The organism is Pantoea sp. X85 (assembly GCF_029623675.1).
GTDB classification, from domain to species: domain Bacteria; phylum Pseudomonadota; class Gammaproteobacteria; order Enterobacterales; family Enterobacteriaceae; genus Pantoea; species Pantoea leporis.
Genome location: NZ_CP121108.1, coordinates 1,862,046 through 1,887,475, shown reverse-complemented (window position 1 = coordinate 1,887,475; position 25,430 = coordinate 1,862,046). Strand labels below are relative to the sequence as shown.

Here is a 25,430-nt window from a genome sequence, read left to right as displayed (position 1 = left end):
CATTTAGATGGTGCTGCTCAAACAACGAACAACGTGATTACTTCAGCCCTTTCTTATCCAGCTCGGCTTTGAAGTTATCGCGGGTAATCAGCACCACATCGGTGACCTCGGTGAACTTCGGCGGCTCCTGATCTTTGGTCACCCAGTTGTAGAGCATCTCGCTGCTCTTATAACCGTGCACGTCCGGGCTTGGCAGCAGCGAACCGTAGAAACCGGTGGCGGATCCTTTCGACAGCTCACTCACCGCATCAACACCGTTAATGCCGATACCGATCACATCGGGCGCTTTAAAGCCCTGGCCTTCGGTGGCGCGAACGCCGCCCAGCACGGTGTTATCGTTCATGCCGAGAATCAGCCAGTGTTTCACTTCCGGATGCTGCACCAGCAGCGAGTTACCGGCGTCAAAGGCGCCTGGGATATCATTGGATTTGGTTGGCACCTGATAGATCTGCTTCTCCGGGAAACCGGCGGCTTTCAGCGCGTCCATCGAACCGCTGGTGCGACGGCGTGCGGTGTCGAGTTCGTTGGCGGTGATGGCCATCACGCCGGTCTCTTTCACATCCCAGCCGCGTTTCTGCATCTCTTTATACAGTTCCTGCCCCTGACGCTCGCCGATCTTGGTTGCCGCCATCATCACCAATGGCACGGTATCCATCGGCTTGCCTTTGGCGGTCACGAACTGATCATCGACGGCAATCACTTTCAGACCGTAACCGCGCGCTTTGGCGACAATCGCGGAGCCGAGTTTCGGATCTGGCGTACAGATGACGAAGCCTTTCGCGCCGCTGGCGGCCAGGCTGTCGATGGCGTTGAGGGTTTTCTCACCGTCGGGCACGGCAATTTTGATCACTTCAAAGCCGAGATCCTTGCCGGCTTTATCCGCGAATTTCCATTCGGTCTGGAACCAGGGTTCCTCCGGTTGTTTAACGAGGAAACCGAGTTTCATGGTCTCGGCGATAGCGGATTGTGACATAACCGCAGCGAGACCTAGCGCCGCCAGCGTTTTAGTGAATTTATGCATGATGCTCTCCGGCATAATGTTGTTTTAGGCTGTTATTAACCAATCGGTGTAAACGCTACCAATTAAACCATTCTGTGGGGTACAGCTAAAAATCAGCGCGTTAGCGCAAAGGTTGTACAAAGACTGCGCAAACGCTGGGCTAGTTGTAGCGGGAATGGACAGGAAAAATGTAGAGCGGTATCACATCCCAAAACGATGACAAAATCCTCCATATATTCAGCAAATTTAACCGGTCGTTAACTTTTGCAGTGGATCACACATCCCCGCCGATGGCAGAAAAGTGCATATTCTCAGCGACTGATGACTAACCGCTTCTGCTGCCCCATTCCAGGATAGAGCCAGATAACTCACACAGGAGAATCCCAATGGGTGCTGGCGCCATAACAATTGGGCTGGATTTTGGCAGTGACTCGGTGCGTGCGCTGGCCGTGGACTGTCACAGTGGTAAAGAGCTGGAAAAAGCGGTGGTCAACTATGCACGCTGGGCCAACGGCGAATTTTGCGATGCGCACGCCAACCGCTTTCGTCACCATCCGCAGGACTATATCGATGCGTTAGAACAGGCGATTGTCACCGTGGTTAACGCCTTAACGCCTGAACAGCGCGCCGCCGTAGTGGGGATTGGCGTGGATTCCACCGGCTCGACGCCTGCGCCCATCGATCGTGATGGCAACGTGCTGGCGCTGCGCCCGGAATTCGCCACCAACCCCAACGCGATGTTCGTGCTGTGGAAAGATCACACCGCGATTGAAGAAGCCGAAGAGATCAATCAGCTGTGTCGTAGCGGTCGTTTCAACGACTACACCCGCTATATTGGCGGCGTCTATTCGTCGGAGTGGTTCTGGGCCAAGATACTGCACGTGTCACGCGCCGATGCTGCGGTACGTGAAGCGGCAGTGTCTTGGGTGGAACTGTGCGATTGGGTGCCCGCGCTCCTCAGCGGCACTACCGCACCCGCGCAGCTGCGTCGTGGACGCTGTGCCGCCGGGCACAAATCACTGTGGCATCCGGAGTGGCAAGGTTTGCCGCCGGCTGACTTCTTCCGCGCGCTCGATCCTCTGTTGGTCGAGCAGCTTGATTCCCCCTTGTTCGCAGACACCTGGACCGCCGATGTGCCGGTGGGCACGCTCAGCAGCGAATGGGCGCAGCGCCTCGGCTTATCGCAACAGGTGATTCTTTCGGGTGGCGCGTTTGACTGCCACATGGGCGCGGTTGGTGCCGGTGCGCAGCCTTACACGCTGGTAAAAGTGATTGGCACCTCAACCTGCGACATTCTGATTGCCGACAGCGACACCGTTGGCGACCGCGCCATCAAAGGCATCTGCGGCCAGGTGGATGGCAGCGTGGTGCCGGGCGCGATTGGCTGCGAAGCCGGTCAGTCAGCGTTTGGCGATATTTATGCCTGGTTCAGCCGCCTGCTTGGCTGGCCACTGCAGCAGGCGGCGCAGCACCATCCGGAGCTGCAACCGCAGTTAGCCGCGCTGCAAAAAGATCTGATCCGCAACCTCACCGAAGCCTGGGCGGCCAATCCGCAACTCGATCATCTGCCGGTGGTGCTCGACTGGTTCAACGGCCGCCGTACGCCAGACGCCAATCAGCGCTTGAAAGGTGTGATCACCGATCTCAATCTCGGCACCGATGCGCCCGCGCTGTTTGGTGGCTTGATCGCCGCCACCGCGTTTGGCGCACGCGCCATCATGGAGTGTTTCGAACAGCAGCAGATTCCGGTGCAGAGCATCCTGACGCTCGGGGGCATCGCCCGTAAATCCCCTGCCATCATGCAGGCGTGCTGCGACGTCATGAACCGTCCGCTGGATATCGTCGCCTCTGACGAATGCTGTGCGCTCGGTGCGGCCATTTTTGCCGCCGTGGCCGCGGGCGTGTATGCCAATGTGCCTGCCGCCCAGCAGGTAATGGCCAGTCCGATTGATGTGACGCTGCAACCCAACGCCGCGCGCGTGGTGGTTTATCAGCAACTTTATCAACGTTATCAAAACTGGTGCCAGGCTGCTGAACCGCAGTACGCCGCGCGCACCGCATCCGCTCAGTAAAGGAGAGATTTAATGGGACAGCACAACGCACAACAGGTGTGGTTTGTTATTGGTACGCAGCACCTTTACGGCGCGGAAACCTTGCGTCAGGTGGAACAGCACGCCCGCCAGGTGATGGACGGATTGAATCAGGCCGGCACCTTGCCGGTGTCGCTGGTACTGAAGCCGCTGGTTAAATCACCAGACGAAGCGCTGGCATTGTGCCGCGACGCTAACCACGATAATCAGTGTGTCGGCATCATTACCTGGCTGCACACCTTCTCGCCGGCCAAGATGTGGATTGGTGGCCTGAGCATTCTGAATAAGCCGCTGCTGCAATTCCATACCCAGTTCAACGCGGAGATTCCGTGGGACAGCATGGATATGGACTTTATGAACCTTAACCAAACCGCGCACGGCGGCCGCGAGTTCGGCTTTATCGGCGCGCGCATGGGTTTGCAACACAGCGTGGTTACCGGTCACTGGCAGGATAAAGCCAGCCAGCAGCGCATCGGACGCTGGATCAATGCCGCGCTGGCAAAACAGGCCAGCCAGCAGCTGAAAGTGGCGCGCTTCGGCGACAACATGCGCGAAGTGGCGGTGACCGAAGGCGATAAAGTCGCGGCGCAGATTCAGTTTGGTTACTCCGTGAATGGCTGGGGCGTGGGCGATTTGGTCGAGGTGGTGAATAGCGTCAGCGATGGCGACGTCAACGCGCTGATCGATGAATACGAAAGCCAATATCGCTTCACCGATGCCGCCGCCGTCAATGGCGACAAACGTCAAAACGTACTGGATGCGGCACGCATTGAGCTGGGTCTGAAACGTTTCCTCGAAGCCGAGGGCTGCAAAGCCTTTACCACCAACTTCCAGACTTTGCACGGCATGACGCAACTGCCCGGTTTGGCGGTGCAGCGCTTGATGGGCCAGGGCTATGGATTTGCCGGTGAAGGCGACTGGAAAACCGCCGCGCTGCTGCACATTCTCAAGATCCAGGCAGGCACACGCGCGGGCGGTACTTCCTTTATGGAGGATTACACCTATCACTTCTCACCGGGCAATGATTTGGTGCTGGGCTCGCACATGCTGGAAGTGTGCCCGTCCATCGCCAAAGAGGAGAAGCCGCTGATTGATGTGCAGTTCCTCGGCATTGGCGACAAAGCCGATCCGGCGCGCATGATCTTCTCCACGCCGGCCGGACGCGCGGTGAATGCCAGCGTCATCGATCTGGGCGATCGTTTCCGTTTGCTGGTGAATGTGGTGGATGCGATCGAACAGCCCAAACCGCTGCCAAAATTGCCGGTGGCCCGTGCGCTGTGGCGTGCCCAGCCGTCGCTGGCCACCGCATCAGAAGCCTGGATTCTGGCCGGCGGCGCGCACCACACGGTGTTCAGCCAGGCGCTGGATCTGGATGATATGTATCTGTACGGCGAGCTGAATGGCATTGAAGTGCTGGTGATTGATGAGGAGACGCGCTTACCGGCATTTAAAGATGCGCTGCGCTGGAATGAGGCGTATTACCGCCTGGCACGTTGATTTCGTCCTCTGCGATATTCCCCTCATCCTAGCCTTCTCCCGCAAGCGGGAGAAGGAACCGTTTTATAAACGCTGTCACTCCGAACTCAACGTATGCTTTTGCTTCAGGAAAGAGTGCTGCTTATCGCTGCACCGGCGGCTCCCTCTCCCGCGCGCGGGAGAGGGTTGGGGTGAGGGAAAGGCGGGTGAAGAAGTTAAGAGGTCAAACGCTTAACAGGTGCGTTCTGCTGGCGATCCCACATCACGGTGAGCAGGCGTTGCAGCGCGATAAACGCAAACAGCAGAATGCCGATGGCGATCTTGGTCCACCATGAACTCAAGGTGCCGTCGAAGTTAATCCAGGTCTGAATCAATCCCTGAATCAACACGCCGAACAGCGTGCCCAACACCGTGCCCACGCCGCCAGACAACAAGGTGCCGCCAATCACCACCGAGGCAATCGCGTCCAGTTCCACACCCAATCCCGCTAGCGCATAGCCTGCCGAGGTATAAATGGAGAACACAATGCCCGCTAATGTCGCCAGCGTGGTCGACAACATATAAATCCTGATGGTGGTCGCGCGCGTAGACACGCCCATCAACTGCGCCGAAGTCAGGCTACCGCCAATCGCATACACCTGATTACCAAAGCGCGTACGGTGCGCCAGAATAATCCCGCCGAGTACCACCACCAGCATAATCAGCGCCAGCAAACTCAGGCGTCCGCCGCCGGGGATCTTCCACGCCAGACTCGACAGCGTGGTATAGAGCGGATGATCGATAGGAATCGAATTCTCCGACACCAGATAGCTGCAGCCGCGCAGGAAAAACATCCCCGCCAGCGTAATGATAAACGCCGGGATTTTCAGCGCATCGATCAGCCAGCCCATCATCGCGCCAAACAGCGCGCCCATCGCCAGCACCAGCGCAAACGCCAGAAGCGGATCGAGATGATAATCGCCAATCACCCGCGCCAGAAACACGCCGCTAAAGGCAATCACCGCGCCCACCGACAGATCAATCCCGCCGGACAAAATCACGAACGTCATCCCCACGGCGATAATGCCGAGGAAAGCGTTATCGGTGAGGATATTGCAGATCACGCGCGTTGAAGCAAAGCCGGGAAATTGGCTCAGGCAAAACAGATAACCCGCCACAAACACCAGCAGCGTGATCATCAATGGCAGATGACGTTTCATCATTTCGGGCGTCTCCGTTTCAACATGGCAATAAAGCGTGGCGACTGCAGCAGCAATACGCACATCACCACCACCGCTTTCACCACCTGATTGAGTTCAGGCTGGAAGCCGGACAGCAAAATACCGGTATTCATCGATTGAATAATCAACGCGCCAATCAGTGACAGCACCAGATTGAAGCGCCCGCCCATCAGCGAAGCACCGCCAATCACCACCGCCAGAATGGCATCCAGCTCCAGCCACAAACCGGCATTATTGGCATCGGCACCGCGAATATCCGCAGCGACGATCATGCCCGCCACCGCCGCGCACATGCCGCTAATCACATAGGTCGACATCACCACCAGCCAGCCATTCACGCCGGCATTGCGCGCCGCGCGCAGGTTGATACCGACCGCTTCGATAAACAGTCCGAGCGCGGTTTTGCGCGTCAGCAGCCACACCACGAGCGCCACCAGCAGCGTAATCCATACCGGCACCGGCAGCAGCCACAGCGAACCGCTACCAAACCACGCCAGGCTATCGCTGTTGAAGGTAACGATTTGGCCCTGTGTAATCAGCTGCGCCACGCCGCGTCCCGCCACCATTAAAATCAAAGTGGCGACAAACGGCTGAATTTTTAGTAGCGCCACCAAAATGCCATTCCATAAACCGCAGGCCAGGCCGGTACCGAGCGTCGCCAGAATGATGAACGGCAAACTGTGCCCCGCCACCGTCAAGGTCGCCGCCGTTGCGCCGGCAATCGCCATTACCGCGCCCACCGACAGATCGATGCCGCCGGTGGCAATCACCAGCGTCATGCCAATCGCCAGCAGCGCCACCGGCGCGGCGCGATTGAGGATATCAATCGGGCTGCCGAACAAACGGCCATCCTGAATGTGAATGGCAAAAAAGTTATTCGCCACCAGGCTATCCACCAGCAGCACCAGAATCAGCGCCACAATCTGCGGCATGCCAGGCGGCAGCTTCGGCTTACGCCGTTCGGGTTTGTCATGTGTCATAGGGGATTCAAGCATGTTGTACTCCTCCATCGGCGATGGCGTTGACGATCGCGGCCACCGACAGCTGCTCCAGCGGGATTTCGGCCACCTGCTTCAAATCGCGCATGATCAACACGCGATCGGCATAGCCCACCAGTTCTTCGAGTTCAGAGGAGATAACCAGCAGCGCCAATCCGTCGGCGCACAGGGTTTCAATTAAGCGAATGATTTCGGCATGCGCGCCGACATCGATGCCGCGCGTTGGCTCGTCGAGGATCAGAAATTGCGGTTTGGTCACCAGCCAGCGCGAAAGCAGCACCTTCTGCTGATTGCCGCCGGACAACAGCTCAACCGGCTGATCGGCATGCGGCGTGCGAATGCCGAGGCTCTTGATAAAGCGCTCGGCGATCTCCTGCTGCTCACGACGCTTGATCGGTCGCAGCCAGCCGCGCTGCGCCTGCAGCGCCAGAATGATATTTTCGCGCACCGACGCGCCACCAATGATGCCGTCGGTTTTACGATCTTCCGGACAGAAACCCATACCGAGGCGCGAAGCCTTGGCGGGCGTGCGGATGTTCTGCACTTTGCCCTTGATGGTCGCGGTGCCACGATCCGCCCGGCGAATGCCGAACAGCACTTCGGCGGTTTCGGTACGGCCTGAACCGAGCAGTCCGGCCAGTCCCACCACTTCACCCGGACGCACCTGCAGGTTGAACGGTTCAATGGTGCCCTTCTTGCCATAATCTTCAAATGACACCACCGGCTGATTGCTGCGCAGCGTGCTGCCCTGACGCTGCAAAGCGGTTTCCAGCAGCTCGCGTCCCAGCATCAACTTGATCAGTTCAATCTGCGGCAGCGTGGCGGTATCGCGCGTGGCAATAAACTGGCCGTTACGCAGCACGGTGATGCGATCGGTAATGCGGTAAACCTGGTCGAGAAAATGGGTAACAAAAATCAGGCTCATCCCTTTGGCTTTTAGCTGCGCCATCAAGGTAAACAGCATTTCGACTTCATTAGCATCGAGGCTGGCGGTCGGTTCATCAAGGATCAGCACCTGCGCGGAGAGATCGACCGCGCGGCAAATCGCAATGATCTGCTGCATCGCCACCGAGAAATGGCCCAGCGGACGCGTTACGTCGAGTACAAAGCCGTAGTTGCGCATCAGCGCATCGGCATCGCGCACCATGCGCTTACGATCAATCATGCCTAAGCGCCGCGGCTCGCGGCCAATGTACAAATTATCCGCCACCGACATATTCGGCAGCAGGTTCACTTCCTGATAAACCGTGCCAATGCCCATCTCCTGTGCATCAGCGGTGTTGTGCGGCGTAATCGCCTTGCCGTTCAGGGTTACCGTGCCGGCATCACTGGTATACACGCCGGTCAGAACTTTAATCAGCGTGGATTTGCCCGCGCCGTTTTCGCCCAGCAACGCCATGATCTCGCCCTTGCGGATGCTGAACGAGACATTATCCAGCGCCTTCACGCCGGGAAAGCCTTTGCTGACGCCGCTAATGGTCAGCAGTGCGGTTTCATCGGAGGTGCTCATCAGGTTCTCCCTCGCCTTACGTCATCAAAAACCGCCCCGAAGGGCGGTTGCGGGGATCAGTAACCCATGCCTTTTTTGGTATCGAGCTGCGCCTGTGCGGAGTCCGGCAGATACAGTTTCGATTCTGTTTTGATGATTTTCGGCGGCATCGTGCCGTCCTTCTTGAATTTCTCCAGCGCGTCGAATGCTGGACCGGCCATATTAGGCGTCAGCTCCACGTTGGCATTGGCTTCACCGGCCAGCATCGCTTTATAGATATCTGGCACACCATCAATCGAACCGGTCAGGATATCTTTGCCTGGCTTGAGGCCAGCTTCTTTAATCGCCTGAATGGCACCGATCGCCATATCATCGTTATGCGCGTAAACCATGCAGATATTCTTGCCGTTGTTTTCCGCCTTGATAAAGCTCTCCATCACCTCTTTACCTTTACTGCGGGTAAAGTCACCGGACTGCGAGCGAATCACTTTGATATTGTCGTGGCCGGCGATGGCTTCGGCGAAGCCTTTCTTACGGTCAATCGCCACGCTGGCGCCGACGGTGCCTTGCAGCTCGACGACGTTACATTTTTTGTCCGCGACCGTTTTCACCAGCCAGTCGCCAATCAACTTGCCTTCCAGCACGTTGTCCGCAGTGACCACCGCCATGTACAGCGATTTGTCTTTCACCACGATGGCGCGATCGAGTAAGAACACCGGGATTTTGGCGTCTTTGGCTTCTTCCAGCACCGGTTCCCATCCCGTTTGCACCACCGGCGCAATGAAGATGGCATCAACGCCCTGCGCGATGAACGAGCGCACCGCTTTGATTTGGTTCTCTTGTTTCTGCTGGCCATCGGCGATTTTCAGCGTGATACCGCGCTTTTGCGCTTCACTTTTTGCCACATTGGTTTCTGCTGAACGCCAGCCAGATTCCGACCCAACCTGTGAGAAGCCCACCGTCATATCAGCAGCCAACACCGACGTACTCAGTGCCGAGCTCACCATGGCGGTCAAGAGTAAACGTTTCCACATAATTTCATTCCTCTGAAGGGAGTGTGTTGTAGGGGTACAAAACGCGAATTAAGCCTGGCTGAAAAGCGCGTAAACAAGCGCGACATACTTCACAAATCAGAGTGAATTAAAGGAGTTACGTGAACAGGCAATGCTTTATAGATCGTGGCATTATGGACAAAATGCCTGCTAATTATTGCGGAGGGCGTTAAATAAATGTAATAAACAGAATCGGTTATGCTTCTCACTTCTGGAAACGATTACAGCGGGCGCGTAAAGAATGGTTATGGTCTGCAGCGACAATCAATTATTGGTTTTGTGACTGCTCGCACAGAATGTGAGTGCCGGTTTCACGGCGTGTGCATAAATTTGCTGACCAGAGCGGAATAAACAGCGGATTCATTCGCAGCACGATCGCAAATACCTATTATAGAGACGGAGAAATAACGGCTTTCCAATAATGTGTTAATAGCGTGTGATTTTCTCACAAGCCCGCTAAATACCGGCCTCAATTTGCCTTAAATCGTACTTTATATGCGCGTTTAAAACGCGTAAAAGGCAAAAAAGTGTCGTTTCATGAGCGAATTAGCGCATGTTGTCTGAATTTTGTATTTTTTTATGAGTCGCGTATGGACTCTCGCTGCGTGCTCCCTATACTTGGGCACTTCCAAGTACTTTATATTTAAATGGCAATCATGACTGCATTAGATTACCTGCTGAAATTCCGCAAAGTGAATAATCTCGATAGTCTGGAAAAACTCTACGACCATCTGAATTATTCGCTGACTGATGATAAAGAGATCATCAATATGTATCGCGCTGCCGACCATCGACGTGCTGAACTGGTCTCTGGCGGACGTCTGTTCGATATGGGCCGCGTGCCGAAAACCGTCTGGCGTTACGTGATCTAATTGATTTATCCCCTCTCTATCTGCGCTCTTGCGTTGTCCAGGTCGGGCGTGCCCCGTTTGGACATGATACGCTCTGCATCGCCCTCTTCTCTGCAAACAGGATCTTGTCGATGACCCAACTGGTGAACCCGCCACGTATTGCTGGCTGGCTACTGCTGCCGCTGGCGTGGCTGATCATGACCATGCTGACCAGTGCGCTGGTGGTGGCGATGTATCTGAGTCCGCTGTTTAAACCCGAATTACGCACGACGCTGTTCTCACACGGCGGCACTTTGCTGACGCAATGGTCGATCTCGCTGCTGACTGCTGCGGTGGTATGGGCGTATAGCATTTGGGTGTGCTGGATTTTCTGTAAACGTTCGCGTCGCTTACCGCGCCATTACATTCTGTGGCTGCTGATGACCATCTTGCTGGCGTTAAAAACCTTTGCCTTCACGCCGGTGGCCGATGGCAAAGCGATTCAGACTTTACTGCTGTCGCTGCTGGCGGCTGCGGTGTTTGTGCCCTATTTCAAACGCTCTCAGCGCGTAAAACAGACGTTTATCCAGCCATAATGACGTGAGTTTCGTCAGCAATTTAATTCTGAGTGCTCTCAATGCTCACACAAACCCGTTGAAGGTTGAGATGCACCTCTCAATTCCGGATAATAGACGCCTTTCGGCTTCCCAGGTTAAAAAATGACCGATTACTTACTTCTCTTTGTTGGCACAGTGCTGGTGAACAACTTTGTGTTGGTCAAATTCCTCGGCCTTTGCCCATTTATGGGCGTGTCAAAAAAACTGGAAACGGCCATTGGCATGGGACTTGCCACCACTTTCGTGATCACGCTGGCGGCGATCTGCGCCTGGCTGGTGAATCACCTCATTCTGGTGCCGCTTGATCTGGTCTATCTGCGCACCCTCGCCTATATTCTGGTGATTGCTGTTGTGGTGCAGTTCACCGAAATGGTGGTGCGTAAAACCAGTCCGTCGCTCTATCGCCTGCTGGGTATCTTCCTGCCGCTGATCACCACCAACTGTGCGGTGCTGGGCGTGCCATTATTGAGCGTTAACCTCAATCACACCTTCCTGCAGGCGGCGCTGTATGGCTTCAGTGCGTCACTCGGCTTCTCGCTGGTGATGGTGCTGTTCGCTGGCATGCGCGAGCGTCTGGTACTGGCGAATGTTCCCGCGCCGTTTAAAGGTAACTCGATTGCGCTGATCACCGCTGGTCTGATGGCGCTGGCCTTTATGGGCTTTACCGGGCTGGTGAAATTCTAATGACCGCGATTTGGATTGCGATTATCGCGCTGGCTGCATTGGGCCTGGTGTTTGGTGCCCTGCTGGGTTACGCCTCACGTCGCTTCGAGGTGGAAGAAGATCCGATTGTTGAGCAGATCGATGAGATTTTGCCGCAGAGCCAGTGTGGTCAGTGCGGCTATCCCGGCTGCCGCCCGTATGCCGATGCGGTGGGTAACAACGGTGAAGCGATCAATAAGTGCGCGCCCGGCGGCGAGCAGACCATGCTCAAGCTGGCCGCGCTGCTCAACGTTGAACCGCAACCGCTCGACGGCGGCGCAGACGTGCTGGAGCCGATACGTACCGTGGCATGGATCGATGAAGAGAACTGCATCGGCTGCACCAAATGTATTCAGGCTTGCCCGGTGGACGCCATCGTGGGTGCCACGCGCGCCATGCACACCGTGCTGAGCGATGTCTGCACCGGCTGCGATCTCTGCGTTGCGCCTTGCCCGACCGATTGCATTGAGATGCGCCCGGTTGCCACCACCACGGCCAACTGGAAGTGGAATCTCGACACCATTCCTGTACGGGTGATCCCGGTAGAAACCCATGCTTAATTTGTTAAACCTGTTCCGCAAAGAGAAGTTGTGGGATTTTCAGGGCGGCATCCATCCGCCTGAGATGAAAACACAGTCCAACGGTACGCCGCTGAGCCAGTTACCCCTGCCTGAGCGCTTTATCATTCCGTTAAAACAGCATATCGGCCATGAAGGCGAGATTTGCGTGGCGCCCGGCGACAAAGTGCTGCGCGGCCAGCCGCTGACCTTTGGCGGCGGACGCATGCTGCCGGTGCACGCGCCAACGTCCGGCACCATCGAAGAGATTGCGCCACACATGACGGCGCACCCTTCTGGCCTCTCCGAGCTATGCATTTTCCTGCGTGCCGACGGCGAAGATCGCTGGACCACGCTCGATCCGCAGCCCGATTACCGCGCCCTGTCGCGTGAAGAAGCGGTAAAACGCATTCACAATGCGGGCATCGCCGGATTAGGCGGCGCGGGCTTCCCGACCGCCACCAAACTGCGCGGCGGCCTGCGCGGCGTAAAAACCCTGATCATCAACGCCGCCGAGTGCGAGCCGTACATCACTGCCGATGACCGTTTAATGCAGGATTGTGCCGCCGAAGTGTTGGAAGGCTGCCGCATTCTGGCGTGGGTGTTGCAGGCGGAACGCGTGCTGATCGGCATAGAAGATAACAAACCGGAAGCCATTGCCGCGCTGAAACAGGCATTGGGCGGCGATCGTGAATTGCAGATTCGTGTGATTCCGACCAAGTATCCGTCTGGCGGCGCGAAACAGCTGACGCAGATTCTCACCGGCCTCGAAGTGCCACACGGCGGACGTTCCACCGATATCGGTGTGCTGATGCAAAACGTCGGCACCGCGTGGGCGGTAAAACGCGCCATCGTAGACGGCGAACCGATCACCGAACGCGTGGTGACGCTGACCGGCGCAGCGCTGGCGCGCCCGCGCAACGTCTGGGGACGTCTCGGTACGCCGATCAGCCACCTGCTGCAGCATGCCGGTTTTACGCCGGGATCGCGCCAGATGGTGATCATGGGCGGCCCGCTAATGGGCTTTACCCTGCCGTCGCTGAACGTGCCGCTGGTGAAAATCTCCAACTGTATTCTGGCGCCGTCGGCCAGCGAAATGGGCAACGATCAGCAAGAGCAATCCTGTATCCGCTGCAGCGCCTGCGCGGATGCCTGCCCAGCGAAACTGCTGCCGCAGCAGCTGTTCTGGTACAGCCAGGGCGGCGATCACGAAAAAGCACGCGCGCACAATATTGATGACTGCATTGAGTGCGGCGCCTGCGCTTACGTCTGCCCGAGTAACATTCCGCTGGTGCAATATTACCGCCAGGAAAAAGCCGAACTGCGCGCCATCGATCTTGAAGCGAAACGTACCGCCGAAGCGAAAGCGCGTTTTGAAGCGCGTCTGGCACGTCTCGAACGCGAAAAACAGGCGCGTGAAGCGCGTCATGAACAGGCTAAACAGCGCGTGGCGCGTAGCGATCAGGGTGAACTCGACGCCGCCGTGGCACGCGTGAAAGCGCGTCAGGAAAAAACGCCGGAGCAGGATGCTGCGGAACGCGAAGCGCGTCATGCACAAGCCTTAGCGCAGCAGGCCGAGAAGCAAGCTGAAACGCAGGCGCTGAGTCGTCAGTCCGGCGATCCGCGTAAAGCGGCGGTGGAAGCGGCAATTGCCCGTGCGAAAGCGAATAAAGCGGGCGCACCAGCGGCTGACGTCGCGCTTGCCGAGCCGCCAGCTGATGCGCCTGCGGCAGAAGTCGATCCGCGTAAAGCGGCGGTGGAAGCGGCGATTGCGCGTGCGAAGGCGAAAAAAGCTGCCGCTGCGGCAGAACCTGCACCCGCTGAGCCGCCAGCTGTCGCGCCTGCTGCTGAAGTCGATCCGCGCAAGGCCGCCGTTGAAGCGGCGATTGCGCGTGCGAAAGCGAAGAAAGCCGCCGCTGCCGCACAACCTGCTGAACCGGCATCCGCCGAGCCGCCTGCCGACGCGCCTGCTGCTGAAGTTGATCCGCGCAAGGCCGCCGTTGAAGCGGCGATTGCGCGTGCCAAAGCGAAGAAAGCCGCGGCTGCCGCTCAGCAGGCTGAAGCCACATCTCCTGAAGTGGAGGCTGCTGCCTCTCCTGACTCCGCCGACCCACGCAAAGCGGCGATTGCCGCTGCGGTCGCCCGTGCCAAAGCGCGTAAAGCGCAGCAGCAGCCTTCGACGACTGAGGATTAAATGGCTTTTCGTATTGCAAGTTCTCCCTATACCCACAACCGCCGCAGCACCGGCAATATCATGCTGCTGGTGGTGTTTGCCGCGCTGCCGGGCATGGCCGCACAATGGTATTTCTTTGGCGTCGGTTTCTTAATTCAGGTTTTGCTGGCCACCGCCACCGCGTGGGCCACCGAAGGGGCGATTCTGCGCCTGCGTAAAACGCCGGTGGTGCCGACCTTATCCGATAACTCTGCCCTGCTCACCGCGTTGCTGCTGGGCATCAGCCTGCCGCCGCTCGCGCCGTGGTGGTTGGTGGTGTTAGGTACCATTTTCGCCATCGTCATTGCCAAACAGCTGTACGGCGGTTTGGGGCAAAACCCGTTTAACCCGGCAATGGTCGGTTACGTGGTGCTGCTGATCTCCTTCCCGGTGCAGATGACCAGCTGGCTGCCGCCCGATAGCCTGCAGGCGATCAAACCCGGCCTGCTGGATTCGCTCAGTATGATCTTCACCCACCACACGCTGGCCGGTGAAACCATGCAGCAGCTGCAGCTCGGCGTTGATGGCGTCAGCCAGGCGACACCGCTCGATACCTTTAAAACCGGCCTGCGTGCTGGGCACAGCGCCGAACAGCTGCTTGCGGAGCCGATTTATAGTGGCGTGTTAGCCGGTGTTGGCTGGCAGTGGGTTAACCTCGGTTATCTGCTGGGCGGCGCGCTGCTGCTGGCAAAGAATGCTATCCGCTGGCACATTCCGGTCAGTTTCCTCGTCTCGCTGGCGTTCTGCGCCACGCTGGGCTGGGTGTTCTCGCCGGAGTCGCTTAACTCACCGCTGATTCACCTGTTCTCCGGTGCCACCATGCTCGGCGCGTTCTTTATTGCTACCGATCCGGTGACCGCCTCCACCACCAATCGCGGCCGCCTGGTTTACGGCGCGCTGATTGGTTTGCTGGTGTGGCTGATTCGCAGCTTTGGCGGCTATCCGGACGGCGTCGCCTTCGCGGTATTGCTGGCCAATATTTGTGTGCCGCTGATTGATTACTACACTCAGCCGCGCGTTTACGGCCATCGCAAGGATTGAAGATGATCGAAGCTATTCGTAAAAATGCGGTGACGCTGGCGGCCTTTGCGGTGATCACCACCGGCGTGACGGCGGTGGTTAACTATGTCACCAAGCCGACGGTGGAGCATCAGACAGCGCTACAACAGAAAAATTTGTTAGATCAGGTGGTGCCGACCGATCTGTACGACAATCACATCCAGCAAGAGTGTTATCTGGTGACCGATGCGCTGGCGCTGGGCAATGATCGCCCGCACCATCTCTATTTAGCGCGTAAAGGCGATCAGCCGGTGGCGGCCGCGCTTGAGACCACCGCGCCAGACGGCTATTCTGGGGCGATTCAGATGCTGGTCGGCGCCGATTTCCACGGCAAAGTGCTGGGCGTGCGCGTGGTTGAGCACCATGAAACGCCGGGCCTCGGCGATAAAATCGAACTGCGTATTTCAGACTGGATTAACAGCTTCAATGGCAAAGTGATCCACGGCGCGGATGACAAAAATTTTGCGGTGAAAAAAGACGGCGGTGAATTCGACCAATTTACCGGCGCAACCATTACGCCACGCGCGGTGGTCAACGCCACCAAGCGCACCGCGCTGCTGATTGAAACACTGCCAGCGAAGCTTGCTTCGCTGCCTGAATGTGGAGATGCAAATGAGTGAAGCCAAGAATTTACTGGTCGGCGGCCTGTGGAAAAATAACTCCGCGCTGGTGCAGCTGCTCGGTCTCTGTCCGCTACTGGCAGTGACCTCAACCGCGACCAACGCCCTCGGTTTAGGCCTGGCGACCACGCTGGTGCTGACCATCACCAACAGCGCAATTTCCGCCTCGCGTCGTTGGGTGCCGGCCGAAATCCGTATTCCGATTTACGTGATGATCATCGCTTCAGTGGTGAGCTGCGTGCAAATGCTGATCAACGCCTATGCGTACGGTTTGTATCAGTCGCTCGGCATCTTTATCCCGCTGATCGTCACTAACTGCATTGTGGTGGGTCGCGCCGAAGCGGTCGCCTCAAAGAGCAGCATTCCGCTCTCGGCGCTGGACGGTTTTGCCATCGGCATGGGCGCAACCTGCGCGATGGTGACGCTGGGATCGATTCGTGAACTGATTGGCAGCGGCACGCTGTTCAACGGGGCGGATCAGCTGCTGGGGCCGTGGGCCAAAGCGCTGCGTATTGAAGTGGTGCACTTTGATTCGCCGATGCTGCTGGCGATGCTGCCACCGGGAGCCTTTATCGGCCTTGGCATGCTGCTGGCGGCAAAATACCTGATCGATCAGAAGATGAAACAGCGTGCGGCCACCCGTGCGGCAGCGCCTGAAGCGGAGCCGCAAGGCGCAACCGGGAAAGCGGTGTGAATAAAGAGAAACGCGCGCAGATCCTGACGCGCCTGCGTGATGAGAATCCGCATCCGACCACAGAACTGAACTTCAGCTCGCCGTTTGAGTTGTTGATTGCGGTGTTACTCTCCGCGCAAGCCACCGACGTCAGCGTCAACAAAGCTACCGCGAAGCTCTATCCGGTGGCGAATACCCCGGCAACGATGCTGGCGCTGGGCGTGGATGGCGTGAAGGAGTACATCAAAACCATCGGCCTGTTTAACAGCAAGGCGGAGAACGTCATCAAGACCTGCCGCATTCTGCTGGAACAGCACGGTGGCGAAGTGCCGGAAGATCGTGCGGCGCTGGAAGCGCTGCCGGGCGTCGGGCGTAAAACCGCCAATGTGGTACTGAATACTGCTTTCGGCTGGCCGACCATCGCCGTTGACACCCATATTTTCCGCGTCAGCAATCGCACCCGCTTTGCGCCGGGCAAGAATGTGGAAGAAGTGGAAGATAAGCTGCTGAAAGTGGTGCCGGCGGCGTTTAAAGTCGATTGCCATCACTGGCTGATTCTGCACGGTCGCTATACCTGCGTGGCGCGCAAACCGCGTTGCGGATCCTGTCTGATCGAAGATCTGTGTGAATTCGACGCTAAAACCGAACTCTGAATCGCGGGCTCTGACACATCTGCTGCGTCACGGCAAATGTGCCCTTTTCAACTGCGCGCACTAAAGCTTCATAGCGGGCCCCGGCCAGCGCACTCGCTGCTGGCTTAACTGACACGCATTACGCCATAGACCAGCTGCGTTTTTAACCTGCGGCTGCCTGCAACCAGGCGACCACCAGCGGCGACAGCCGGTTTTGTAACGCCGCCCTTTCGGACTGGAACAAGGTGGCGACAAAGAACGGGTGATCGGTCAATTCAATGCCGCGCACGTCGCCTTCCAAATCCCATGACGTGATCTGCAGATTCTGCGTCGCCAGCGCTGCGCTGAACTCGGCGTTGACGCCAAAGTTGCAGTGGTAACCCTCATCGCTCTGTAACGCACCGTAAGCCCGAGCAATACGTGAACCCGGCTGGAAGGTCACGCTGCCACGCTGTTCCACCAGCGAACAGGCCAGTGGCGCAATCACCCAGCGACCGCTAGGATCGGTTTCCGCATGCGCCGCATCTTCCCAGCCCAGCACATTGCGCGCGTACTCAACGATGGCGTACTGAAATCCGCCGCACGAGCCCAAAAATGGCTTACCGCTTTCCCGCGCCCAGCGAAGGGTGGCAAACACGCCCGCATCATTGAGATAAGGACTGCCCGGAACCAGCCAAATCGCCTGGTAATCATTGAGGTTGTGCTGATTGAGTTCCGGCGTGGCGATCCAGTCGGCACTGACGTTGAGTGAAAGGGTTTTTGCAGCGAGTTGTACAGCGGGAGGAATGGCCTGATGCGCAACGGCATTAGCACGGTAATCGCCAATCAGGGCGACACGAATCGACTTCATCATGACTACGTCCTTTCAGGGAAAAAAGGAGGTTACAGCAAAGTTAACCCGCTGTCTAAACGCCTTTAAACGTCGATTTGTGCGGCTTTCTTTTGCACGCATTGCGCTTATGGACGCCTGTTTATCTGCCAAATAAGGTGTCAGACCGCGCTAATCTTCGCCAGATGTCAGCTACGCAAACGTTTTCTTCTTTTACCCTGATAATTAATTCGTGGTTTTGTGCGCAGGATCAACTAATTAGCGTTCTGGAATCTTTTGACTGCTTATTACGCTCACCAATCAAGCTGTTGTGCTTATTATGCGCACAACGGCAATAATAATATCTGTATAAATTATGAACTTTAGCGTTATATTCTGATAAAGCCGCCCTGAGCAGTTTATATCAGGAAAATGATCTTCCCGATCTGCATTTCACCTGTTTATCCTGATATAATTCCACCCAGCGAGATTTAACACTGATTTACAACTTTGTATAACGGCATTAACCCTACCTATTGCAAGTATTTCAGCGTGCAGAAAATGCTTGCCCTGTTGGACTGATTCAGCCAAATTAGTCGCCGTTTTTCCTTTCTAATAACAATGTTGCGCGGGATTACCCAGCCCGACGCAGACTTAATTCCTGTCGCAAAACAGGCTATGTTAAAACTGAGGTATACGTGTCAACTGCAAACAAACACACTGACGGGGCGCCAAGCCTCAACGCTTTTAAGCAACCGAAAGCGTTTTATCTGATCTTCTCCATCGAACTGTGGGAACGTTTTGGTTACTACGGCCTGCAAGCCATCATGGCGGTTTACCTGGTTAAACAGCTGGGCATGTCCGAAGCGGACTCCATTACGCTGTTCACCTCGTTTAGCGCGCTGGTGTATGGTTTAGTCGCCATCGGCGGCTGGCTCGGCGATAAAGTGCTGGGTACCAAACGCGTCATCGTGCTCGGCGTAATGGTGCTGGCGCTGGGTTATGCGCTGATTGCCTTCTCCGGACATGACACCTCAATGGTGTATATCGGCATGGCGACTATCGCGGTAGGTAGCGGTTTGTTTAAAGCTAACCCGTCTTCCCTGCTGTCGACCTGCTACGAGAAAGATGACGCGCGCCTCGACGGTGCCTTCACCATGTTCTACATGTCGATCAACATCGGTTCGCTGTTCTCGATGATGCTGACGCCGTGGCTGGCCGCGAAATATGGCTGGGGCGCCGCGTTCTCGCTGTCGGTTGTCGGTCTGGTGATCACGCTGCTGAACTTCCTGTTCTTCCAGCGTGTCGTGAAAAACTACGGATCCAAGCCGGATTTTGCCCCGCTGCAGATGGGTAAATTGCTGATGACGCTGATTGGCGTGGTAGCACTGATTGCGCTGGCGGCCTGGCTGCTGCATCACCAGAGCATCGCACGTATGACGCTGGGCGTCATCGCCGCAGGTATCGTGGTGATCTTCGCCAAAGAAGCCTTCGCGCTGAAGGGGGCCGCACGTCGTAAGATGATCGTGGCCTTCCTGCTGATGGTTGAAGCGATTGTGTTCTTCGTGCTCTACATGCAGATGCCGACCTCACTTAACTTCTTCGCTATCCGCAACGTTGAGCACGCGATTCTCGGCATCACCTTTGAGCCGGAGCAGTTCCAGGCGCTGAACCCGTTCTGGATTATGCTGGCAAGCCCGATTCTGGCCGCGGTGTACAACAAGCTTGGCGATAAAATGCCGATGCCACACAAATTCGCCTTCGGTATGGTGCTGTGTTCAGCGGCCTTCCTGGTGCTGCCGTTTGGTGCCAAATTTGCCAACGAAGCCGGTATCGTCTCAGTGAATTGGCTGATCCTTAGCTATGCGCTGCAGAGCATTGGTGAGCTGATGATTTCCGGTCTGGGCCTGGCAATGGTGGCACAGCTGGTACCACAGCGTTTAATGGGCTTCATCATGGGTTCGTGGTTCCTGACCACCGCGGGTGCGGCAATGATTGCCGGTAAAGTCGCGAACCTGATGGCGGTGCCGAATGATGTGACCGATCCACACACGTCACTGGCGGTCTACAGCCATGTGTTCCAGCAGATTGGTATCGCCACCGGCGTGATCGCCCTGCTGATGTTAATCACCGCGCCACTGCTGAACCGCATGACGCAGGATGATAGTCAAACTGAACTGAAACGCGCCAGCGCCAATCAGTAAGCAGAAAGCCGGGCGTGTCCCGGCTTTTTTCTACCGACTATTTCGCCGCCATTCACATTTCCTTTAACGATTTCTGCTACCCACACTTCGCTTTTTGCTCGCTTAACTTCATGATGTCGGCTCACTGTTAATCTGAGTGGAATAAGCATGGACAGGTTTGATGAGCTTGAGGTATTTGTCGCGGTTATCCAGCAAGGCAGTTTGGCCGGTGCCGCACGTTTGTTACAGCGATCGCCACCGGTGATCACGCGCACCCTCAACACTCTTGAAGCCCGCCTCGCCACCACTTTGATTGAACGCACCACGCGCCAGCTGGCACCCACCGAAGCTGGCTGGCAGCTGTTTGAGCAGGCACAGCGCGTGCTGAGCGATTATCAGCGCGCCATCGACAGCGCTCACCACAGCGGCCTGCATGGCTTGCTGCGTTTAACCGCGCCGGTGCAGTTTGGTCGTCGCCACGTCATGCCCCTGGTGAATGCCTTCCTGCAACAGCATGCGGAGATGCAGATTGAAGTGGTGCTCAGCGACAGCTATCAGGACCTGATCGAAAACGGCCTCGATATCGCGCTGCGCATTGGTGCACTGCAGGACTCTTCGATGGTGGCGCGTCAGGTTGGCACTGTGCGTTCAACGCTGGTTGCCAGCCCCGACTATCTGCAACAGGCTGGCACGCCTGTTCATCCCACTGAACTGACTCAACATGCGTTAGTGACGAGCTTGCGCCATACGCGCGAGTGGCGCTTCGCTCACGACCTGCGCGTGCGCATCACGCCGCGTCTGCGGGTTAATGACGTGGAGAGCCAGCTGGAAGCGCTGCGCAGCGCACACGGCATCGGACGGCTGCTGTCGTATCAGGTTCTTGACGATATCCACAGCGGGAAACTGCTGCGCTTGCTGCCAGAATGGGAACCCGCGCCGCTTCCGGTGCAGTTAGTGACCCAGCGTGTGAAGAATATGACGCCTAAAGTGCGGCAATTTTGGGCTTTTGCGCTCGAAAAGCTGCCGTTACTACCATGCTTTGCTGAATAAACCTGAACGGTGACCGCAATTCCTGATCGCAGTCACGGGTAAATATCCCTGGCAGACTTATGCTGCTTTGATCACCACAACACTTAAGGAGAAGCCATGATGAAACTCTATTGTAAGCCCGGTGCCTGTTCGCTATCACCGCATATTGTCGCGCTGGAATGCGGACTCGACTTCACCCAGGTGAACGTGGACCTGCAGAAGAAAGTGACCGAGCAGGGAGAAGATTACTGGCAGATTAACCCGAAAGGACAAGTGCCGGCGCTGCAGTTTGACGATGGCAGCATCCTGACCGAAGGCGTGGCGATTGTACAATATCTGGCGGATCTTAAGCCGGATCGCCACCTGCTGGCACCGACCGGCAGCCTGACGCGCTATCACACGCTGGAGTGGTTGAGTTTTGTCAGCAGCGAACTGCACAAAAGTTTTAGCCCGCTGTTCCGTCCGGATACGCCGGAAGAGTACAAAACCATTGCCCGTGCGCAGCTGGAGAAAAAGTATCAGCAGGTGAATGAGGCGTTGCAGGATAAACAGTGGCTGCTGGGATTACGCTTTACCGTTGCCGATGTGTATCTGTTCGTGGTGACGCGCTGGGCTAAAGCCATCAAGCTGGATTTAGCGGGGCTGGATGCGCTGGAAGCCTGGTTTAATCGGGTTGCAGAGCGCCCAGCGGTGCAGGCGGCATTGAAGGCGGAAGGTTTGGTTTAATCCGGCGCTATTCTTCGTCGGGTCGCTATCAGTGCGTACGCCCCAGATCGTTGGATCGTCATTCATGGTGAGCTGAATGGCAGGTGCGCAGGACTGCGCACCTCACGGGGAATTTACAGCTTTTCAGCGGCGAAATGCTGTGTCGGCTTGGCAATCGCATCCTGCGCGGCCACCAACTGCAATTCGTACTCGCCCATTTCGTGGGTTTTCAGCATCACTTCATAAACCGCCGCGGTGATGTGCTCGAGCGCATCCTGCAGCGACTTGCCGTGCAGCAGATCGACCAGCAGCAGACCGCTGGTGAGATCGCCCACGCCAACCGGCTGACGCACGCCAAAGTCCACCAGCGGACGGCTGATGTGCCAGCACTCATCGGCGGTCACCAGCAGCATCTCAAAACGATCGCTACGACGTCCGGCACGCGCCAGATGTTTCACCAGCACCACTTTCGGGCCTTTGCTAATCAGTTCTCGTGCCGCAACCACCGCTTGCTCGACGTTGGCCACTTCATGGCCGCTGAGCATCTCCAGCTCCAGCAGGTTCGGGGCGATGATGTCACTGGCGGGCAACGCCATTTTACAGTGAAACTCCGCCACGCCCGGCGCCACGATGCAGCCTTTCTCCGGATGGCCCATCACCGGATCGCAGAAGAACCACGCATGCGGATTGGCTTCTTTCACCAGACGCACGATCTCCAGAATCTGTTCGCCCTGCTCCGCCGATCCCAAATAGCCGCTCAGCACCGCATCACAGGTTTTCAGGCGGTCAACTGCCGCAATGCCTTTAACGACGTCGGTCAAATGCGTGGCGGGCATCACGGTGCCGGTCCAGTGTCCATATTGAGTGTGATTAGAAAATTGCACGGTATTCAGCGGCCAAACGTTTGCGCCCATGCGGCGCATCGGGAATTCGGCAGCGCTGTTACCGGCGTGTCCGTAAACAACGTGAGATTGAATTGCGAGAATATTTTTCATTTTGCCCTGTACTGCTGTCTTGCCATAAAAAAGGGCCGGAAGCCGGCCCTGAACGCTTACTGCCAGTTAATCAGGCAGTAATGTTTTTTACCGCGACGCAACAACGTGAAACGTCCAAACAGTTTATCGCTGTCGCTGAAACGATACTCCGCATCTGACTGTTTTTCGCCATTCAGCGATACCGCGTTAGAACCGATCATGGTGCGAGCCTGGCCGCGTGATGGCACCAGCTCAGCCGCCACCAGCGCCTGCTGCAAATCGTCTTCTGCCGTCAGCGTGATGGTTGGCATGCCGTCCTGCGCCAGCTGCTCGAAGTCCGCTTCGGTCATCGCGCTCAGGCTGCCGGAGAACAGGCTCTCGGTGATGCGTTTTGCCGCAGTTAAGCCGCTTTCGCCGTGCACCAAACGCGTCACCTGCTCAGCCAGCACGTATTGCGCACGTGGCGCTGTGCCGCTGTTTTTGTCTTCTTCTTCCAGCGCATTGATCTCTTCAATGCTCATGAAGGTGAAGAACTTCAGGAAGCGATATACGTCGGCATCCGCAGTGTTGATCCAGAACTGGTAGAACTTGTATGGACTGGTTTTCTTCGCATCCAGCCACACTGCGCCACCTTCGGTTTTACCGAACTTGGTACCGTCAGACTTGGTGATCAGCGGTACGGTCAAGCCCCACGCCTGCTGCTGATGCAGACGACGCGTCAGATCGATACCGGAGGTGATGTTGCCCCACTGATCGGAACCGCCAATCTGTAGCACCACATCGTGACGCTTGTTCAGCTCCGCAAAGTCATAACCCTGCAGCAGGTTGTAGGAGAACTCGGTGTAAGAGATGCCCTGATCTTCGCGGTTCAGACGCTGTTTCACCGCTTCGCGGTTGATCATCTGATTCACTGAGAAGTGCTTACCGATGTCGCGCAGGAAGGTCAGCACGTTCATGCCGCCAAACCAATCGTAGTTGTTCGCGGCAATCGCGCTGTTGTCGCCGCAATCGAAGCTGAGGAAAGGCGCGACCTGGTTGCGGATCTTATCCACCCACTCGCCAACGGTTTCAGCGGTGTTAAGTTTACGTTCTGCTGCTTTAAAGCTGGGATCGCCAATCAGACCGGTGGCACCACCCACCAGCGCGACCGGCTTGTGTCCGGCATCCTGAAAACGTTTCAGGCAGAGCAGCGGCACCAGATGGCCCAAATGCAAGCTATCAGCGGTAGGATCGAAGCCGCAATAGAGTGCAATTGGCCCTTGCGCCAGTCGCTCTGCTAACGCTTCTTCATCCGTTACCTGGGCGACTAAGCCCCTTTCTTGCAATTGTTGTATCAGGTTACTGCTGGTCATCACTGACTCCAAATTGATCAGACTGCACCTAGGCTGGTACACAGCTTTCCGCTGACGTGCGGAGACGAAAAAAAAGAGGGCTATAGCATAAAGCGCTGACGCCAACTGCGCCAGCGTTGAAAGGGGATAAAACGCAGTTTTACGGGGCTAAACGGTCAATCGACCAGCCATTGTCATTACGCTGGTAGAGGAAGCGATCGTGCAGGCGATGTTCGCCGCCCTGCCAGAACTCCACGGTGTGGAATCTAACACGATAGCCGCCCCAGAAACTCGGCAGCGGCACGTCGCCCTGCTGGAATTTCTGTTTGAGTTCGAGGAACTTGCCTTCCAGCACGCCGCGCGCCGAGATGCGGCTTGATTGCTTCGACACCCATGCGCCAATCTGGCTATCACGCGGGCGGCTGCTGAAGTACTTCAGTACCTCCAGCGGCGACAGTTTTTCCACTTCGCCCAGCACCATCACCTGACGCTCAAGGAAGTGCCATGGAAAGTGCAGCGAAATACGCGGATTCTCTGCCAGCTGCAGCGCCTTGCGGCTGCCGAGATTGGTATAGAACACCATGCCTTGCTCATCGTAATGCTTCAGCAGCACAATGCGCTGATAAGGTTGGCCGCTGCTGTCAACGGTGGCGACCGTCATTGCCGTCGGATCCGGCAACTGCGCGGTGCAGGCCTGCTGCAGCCACTGCTCAAACAGCGCCAAAGGGTTATCGGGCAGATCTTTACGTCGCAGCCCGCCGCGGGTGTATTCACGACGCAGATGGGCAATATGTTGCAAGCTGTCACTGTCGCTCATGCTGTTTCTCTTTCTCACGTTTACTGAACGGAGGTATCCGCGTTCTGCAATTCACAATCATTAATCACGATTTTGTTATTACGTTCAACAAAAGCGCCATTGCCTTTTGACCAGAAGACGTAAGTGCCGTCGCTGTAGCGCGCACCAGAGGCCGACACCGTTTGTGCCAGCGTCAGGGGCTTACCATCCAGAATAAAGCTCACCTGCTGCTTCGCGTTATCCTGAGTAACCGTCAGCGGCAAAGTCCCGCACTGATAGCGCAGCTGTTGCGGCGCCTCTTCCTGCTTATGCATCATGCCGCAGCCACTTAATAGCGCCACGCTGCTCAGTATCATCATTATTTTTTTCATTTTTAC

The 25,430-nt window shown here is 56.7% G+C and carries 24 protein-coding genes; 14 read left to right on the top strand and 10 right to left on the bottom strand.

From position 1 onward, the window contains the following. Positions 1–37 precede the first annotated feature (37 nt). Positions 38–1,021: an arabinose ABC transporter substrate-binding protein gene (locus P6287_RS08835; protein ID WP_101764515.1), complete on the bottom strand. Its 984-nt coding sequence runs from the start codon at positions 1,019–1,021 to the stop codon at positions 38–40. Positions 1,022–1,386: 365 nt separating this feature from the next. On the opposite strand from P6287_RS08835, the gene P6287_RS08830 reads away from it, so the two are divergent. Beyond that, positions 1,387–3,072 (top strand): ribulokinase, encoded by a 1,686-nt coding sequence (locus P6287_RS08830; RefSeq protein WP_101764516.1) that lies wholly within the window; start codon positions 1,387–1,389, stop codon positions 3,070–3,072. Between the two features lie 12 nt (positions 3,073–3,084). Further along, positions 3,085–4,587, top strand: a complete 1,503-nt coding sequence (araA, locus tag P6287_RS08825) for an L-arabinose isomerase (protein ID WP_277974804.1) — start codon at positions 3,085–3,087, stop codon at positions 4,585–4,587. Positions 4,588–4,781: 194 nt separating this feature from the next. Here araA and yjfF read toward each other — a convergent pair whose 3' ends face one another. Genes yjfF through ytfQ form a run of 4 tightly spaced genes read right to left on the bottom strand, consistent with a single transcriptional unit; the run spans position 4,782 to position 9,307 of the window. Then, complete coding sequence (gene yjfF, locus P6287_RS08820; RefSeq protein ID WP_101764518.1) at positions 4,782–5,768, bottom strand: galactofuranose ABC transporter, permease protein YjfF; 987 nt, start codon at positions 5,766–5,768, stop codon at positions 4,782–4,784. Beyond that, positions 5,765–6,781 carry a galactofuranose ABC transporter, ATP-binding protein YtfT gene (ytfT, locus tag P6287_RS08815; RefSeq protein ID WP_101764519.1) on the bottom strand — a complete coding sequence of 339 codons (1,017 nt, stop codon included), beginning with the start codon at positions 6,779–6,781 and terminating at the stop codon, positions 5,765–5,767. Before ytfT ends, yjfF begins: the two co-directional genes overlap by 4 nt. Then, positions 6,774–8,294: a sugar ABC transporter ATP-binding protein gene (locus P6287_RS08810; protein ID WP_277974803.1), complete on the bottom strand. Its 1,521-nt coding sequence runs from the start codon at positions 8,292–8,294 to the stop codon at positions 6,774–6,776. The genes ytfT and P6287_RS08810 overlap by 8 nt, the downstream gene beginning before the upstream one ends. A 56-nt stretch (positions 8,295–8,350) precedes the next feature. Then, a complete protein-coding gene (gene ytfQ / locus P6287_RS08805; RefSeq protein ID WP_008110249.1) occupies positions 8,351–9,307 on the bottom strand; it encodes a galactofuranose ABC transporter, galactofuranose-binding protein YtfQ in 957 nt (318 codons plus the stop codon). Positions 9,308–9,981: 674 nt separating this feature from the next. Between ytfQ and ydgT the strand changes: the two genes are divergently transcribed. From ydgT to nth, 9 genes are all read left to right on the top strand, one after another. Beyond that, entirely contained in the window at positions 9,982–10,197 is a 216-nt protein-coding gene (gene ydgT, locus P6287_RS08800; RefSeq protein ID WP_167391211.1) for a transcription modulator YdgT, read from the top strand. 110 nt (positions 10,198–10,307) lie between these two features. Then, on the top strand, positions 10,308–10,751 hold the full coding sequence (locus tag P6287_RS08795; protein ID WP_101764523.1) for a DUF2569 domain-containing protein: 444 nt from the start codon (positions 10,308–10,310) through the stop codon (positions 10,749–10,751). Positions 10,752–10,874: 123 nt separating this feature from the next. Next, positions 10,875–11,456: an electron transport complex subunit RsxA gene (gene rsxA, locus P6287_RS08790; RefSeq protein WP_101764524.1), complete on the top strand. Its 582-nt coding sequence runs from the start codon at positions 10,875–10,877 to the stop codon at positions 11,454–11,456. Beyond that, positions 11,456–12,034, top strand: coding sequence for an electron transport complex subunit RsxB (gene rsxB / locus P6287_RS08785; protein WP_110866053.1), 579 nt, complete (start codon positions 11,456–11,458; stop codon positions 12,032–12,034). Before rsxA ends, rsxB begins: the two co-directional genes overlap by 1 nt. Next, on the top strand, positions 12,027–14,225 hold the full coding sequence (gene rsxC / locus P6287_RS08780) for an electron transport complex subunit RsxC (protein WP_277974802.1): 2,199 nt from the start codon (positions 12,027–12,029) through the stop codon (positions 14,223–14,225). Before rsxB ends, rsxC begins: the two co-directional genes overlap by 8 nt. Further along, a complete protein-coding gene (gene rsxD, locus P6287_RS08775; protein ID WP_101764527.1) occupies positions 14,226–15,284 on the top strand; it encodes an electron transport complex subunit RsxD in 1,059 nt (352 codons plus the stop codon). A gap of 2 nt (positions 15,285–15,286) precedes the next feature. Further along, on the top strand, positions 15,287–15,922 hold the full coding sequence (rsxG, locus tag P6287_RS08770; protein WP_101764528.1) for an electron transport complex subunit RsxG: 636 nt from the start codon (positions 15,287–15,289) through the stop codon (positions 15,920–15,922). Then, complete coding sequence (locus P6287_RS08765; protein ID WP_008110261.1) at positions 15,915–16,616, top strand: electron transport complex subunit E; 702 nt, start codon at positions 15,915–15,917, stop codon at positions 16,614–16,616. Before rsxG ends, P6287_RS08765 begins: the two co-directional genes overlap by 8 nt. Next, positions 16,613–17,248, top strand: coding sequence for an endonuclease III (gene nth / locus P6287_RS08760; RefSeq protein WP_277974801.1), 636 nt, complete (start codon positions 16,613–16,615; stop codon positions 17,246–17,248). Before P6287_RS08765 ends, nth begins: the two co-directional genes overlap by 4 nt. A 142-nt stretch (positions 17,249–17,390) precedes the next feature. Here nth and P6287_RS08755 read toward each other — a convergent pair whose 3' ends face one another. Continuing rightward, positions 17,391–18,080, bottom strand: coding sequence for a CTP synthase (locus P6287_RS08755; protein ID WP_277974800.1), 690 nt, complete (start codon positions 18,078–18,080; stop codon positions 17,391–17,393). A gap of 653 nt (positions 18,081–18,733) precedes the next feature. On the opposite strand from P6287_RS08755, the gene dtpA reads away from it, so the two are divergent. The 3 genes from dtpA to gstA all read left to right on the top strand — a co-directional run bounded on the left by dtpA (position 18,734) and on the right by gstA (position 21,973). Then, on the top strand, positions 18,734–20,239 hold the full coding sequence (dtpA, locus tag P6287_RS08750) for a dipeptide/tripeptide permease DtpA (protein WP_101764531.1): 1,506 nt from the start codon (positions 18,734–18,736) through the stop codon (positions 20,237–20,239). A gap of 147 nt (positions 20,240–20,386) precedes the next feature. Continuing rightward, the gene (locus P6287_RS08745; RefSeq protein ID WP_192411927.1) at positions 20,387–21,268 is read left to right on the top strand and encodes a LysR family transcriptional regulator; all 882 of its coding nucleotides are present in this window, start codon (positions 20,387–20,389) and stop codon (positions 21,266–21,268) included. Between the two features lie 99 nt (positions 21,269–21,367). Next, positions 21,368–21,973, top strand: coding sequence for a glutathione transferase GstA (gstA, locus tag P6287_RS08740; protein WP_192234504.1), 606 nt, complete (start codon positions 21,368–21,370; stop codon positions 21,971–21,973). A gap of 113 nt (positions 21,974–22,086) precedes the next feature. Here the strand turns inward: gstA and pdxY are convergent, their stop codons facing one another. The 4 genes from pdxY to P6287_RS08720 form a co-directional block, all read right to left on the bottom strand. Then, a complete protein-coding gene (pdxY, locus tag P6287_RS08735) occupies positions 22,087–22,947 on the bottom strand; it encodes a pyridoxal kinase PdxY (protein WP_192411928.1) in 861 nt (286 codons plus the stop codon). 56 nt (positions 22,948–23,003) lie between these two features. Beyond that, a complete protein-coding gene (gene tyrS, locus P6287_RS08730) occupies positions 23,004–24,278 on the bottom strand; it encodes a tyrosine--tRNA ligase (RefSeq protein WP_008110275.1) in 1,275 nt (424 codons plus the stop codon). A gap of 139 nt (positions 24,279–24,417) precedes the next feature. After that, positions 24,418–25,074: a pyridoxamine 5'-phosphate oxidase gene (gene pdxH, locus P6287_RS08725; RefSeq protein ID WP_101764536.1), complete on the bottom strand. Its 657-nt coding sequence runs from the start codon at positions 25,072–25,074 to the stop codon at positions 24,418–24,420. A 20-nt stretch (positions 25,075–25,094) separates the two neighbouring features. Beyond that, on the bottom strand, positions 25,095–25,424 hold the full coding sequence (locus P6287_RS08720) for an MliC family protein (RefSeq protein ID WP_192411930.1): 330 nt from the start codon (positions 25,422–25,424) through the stop codon (positions 25,095–25,097). Positions 25,425–25,430 lie beyond the last annotated feature (6 nt).

Bases quoted from the DNA above. Each gene is read 5' to 3' on its own strand.
- P6287_RS08835 (WP_101764515.1), bottom strand. From the start codon at position 1,021: ATGCATAAATTCACTAAAACGCTGGCGGCGCTAGGTCTCGCTGCGGTT.
- P6287_RS08830 (WP_101764516.1), top strand. From the start codon at position 1,387: ATGGGTGCTGGCGCCATAACAATTGGGCTGGATTTTGGCAGTGACTCG.
- araA (WP_277974804.1), top strand. From the start codon at position 3,085: ATGGGACAGCACAACGCACAACAGGTGTGGTTTGTTATTGGTACGCAG.
- yjfF (WP_101764518.1), bottom strand. From the start codon at position 5,768: ATGATGAAACGTCATCTGCCATTGATGATCACGCTGCTGGTGTTTGTG.
- ytfT (WP_101764519.1), bottom strand. From the start codon at position 6,781: ATGCTTGAATCCCCTATGACACATGACAAACCCGAACGGCGTAAGCCG.
- P6287_RS08810 (WP_277974803.1), bottom strand. From the start codon at position 8,294: ATGAGCACCTCCGATGAAACCGCACTGCTGACCATTAGCGGCGTCAGC.
- ytfQ (WP_008110249.1), bottom strand. From the start codon at position 9,307: ATGTGGAAACGTTTACTCTTGACCGCCATGGTGAGCTCGGCACTGAGT.
- ydgT (WP_167391211.1), top strand. From the start codon at position 9,982: ATGACTGCATTAGATTACCTGCTGAAATTCCGCAAAGTGAATAATCTC.
- P6287_RS08795 (WP_101764523.1), top strand. From the start codon at position 10,308: ATGACCCAACTGGTGAACCCGCCACGTATTGCTGGCTGGCTACTGCTG.
- rsxA (WP_101764524.1), top strand. From the start codon at position 10,875: ATGACCGATTACTTACTTCTCTTTGTTGGCACAGTGCTGGTGAACAAC.
- rsxB (WP_110866053.1), top strand. From the start codon at position 11,456: ATGACCGCGATTTGGATTGCGATTATCGCGCTGGCTGCATTGGGCCTG.
- rsxC (WP_277974802.1), top strand. From the start codon at position 12,027: ATGCTTAATTTGTTAAACCTGTTCCGCAAAGAGAAGTTGTGGGATTTT.
- rsxD (WP_101764527.1), top strand. From the start codon at position 14,226: ATGGCTTTTCGTATTGCAAGTTCTCCCTATACCCACAACCGCCGCAGC.
- rsxG (WP_101764528.1), top strand. From the start codon at position 15,287: ATGATCGAAGCTATTCGTAAAAATGCGGTGACGCTGGCGGCCTTTGCG.
- P6287_RS08765 (WP_008110261.1), top strand. From the start codon at position 15,915: ATGAGTGAAGCCAAGAATTTACTGGTCGGCGGCCTGTGGAAAAATAAC.
- P6287_RS08755 (WP_277974800.1), bottom strand. From the start codon at position 18,080: ATGATGAAGTCGATTCGTGTCGCCCTGATTGGCGATTACCGTGCTAAT.
- P6287_RS08745 (WP_192411927.1), top strand. From the start codon at position 20,387: ATGGACAGGTTTGATGAGCTTGAGGTATTTGTCGCGGTTATCCAGCAA.
- gstA (WP_192234504.1), top strand. From the start codon at position 21,368: ATGAAACTCTATTGTAAGCCCGGTGCCTGTTCGCTATCACCGCATATT.
- pdxY (WP_192411928.1), bottom strand. From the start codon at position 22,947: ATGAAAAATATTCTCGCAATTCAATCTCACGTTGTTTACGGACACGCC.
- tyrS (WP_008110275.1), bottom strand. From the start codon at position 24,278: ATGACCAGCAGTAACCTGATACAACAATTGCAAGAAAGGGGCTTAGTC.
- pdxH (WP_101764536.1), bottom strand. From the start codon at position 25,074: ATGAGCGACAGTGACAGCTTGCAACATATTGCCCATCTGCGTCGTGAA.
- P6287_RS08720 (WP_192411930.1), bottom strand. From the start codon at position 25,424: ATGAAAAAAATAATGATGATACTGAGCAGCGTGGCGCTATTAAGTGGC.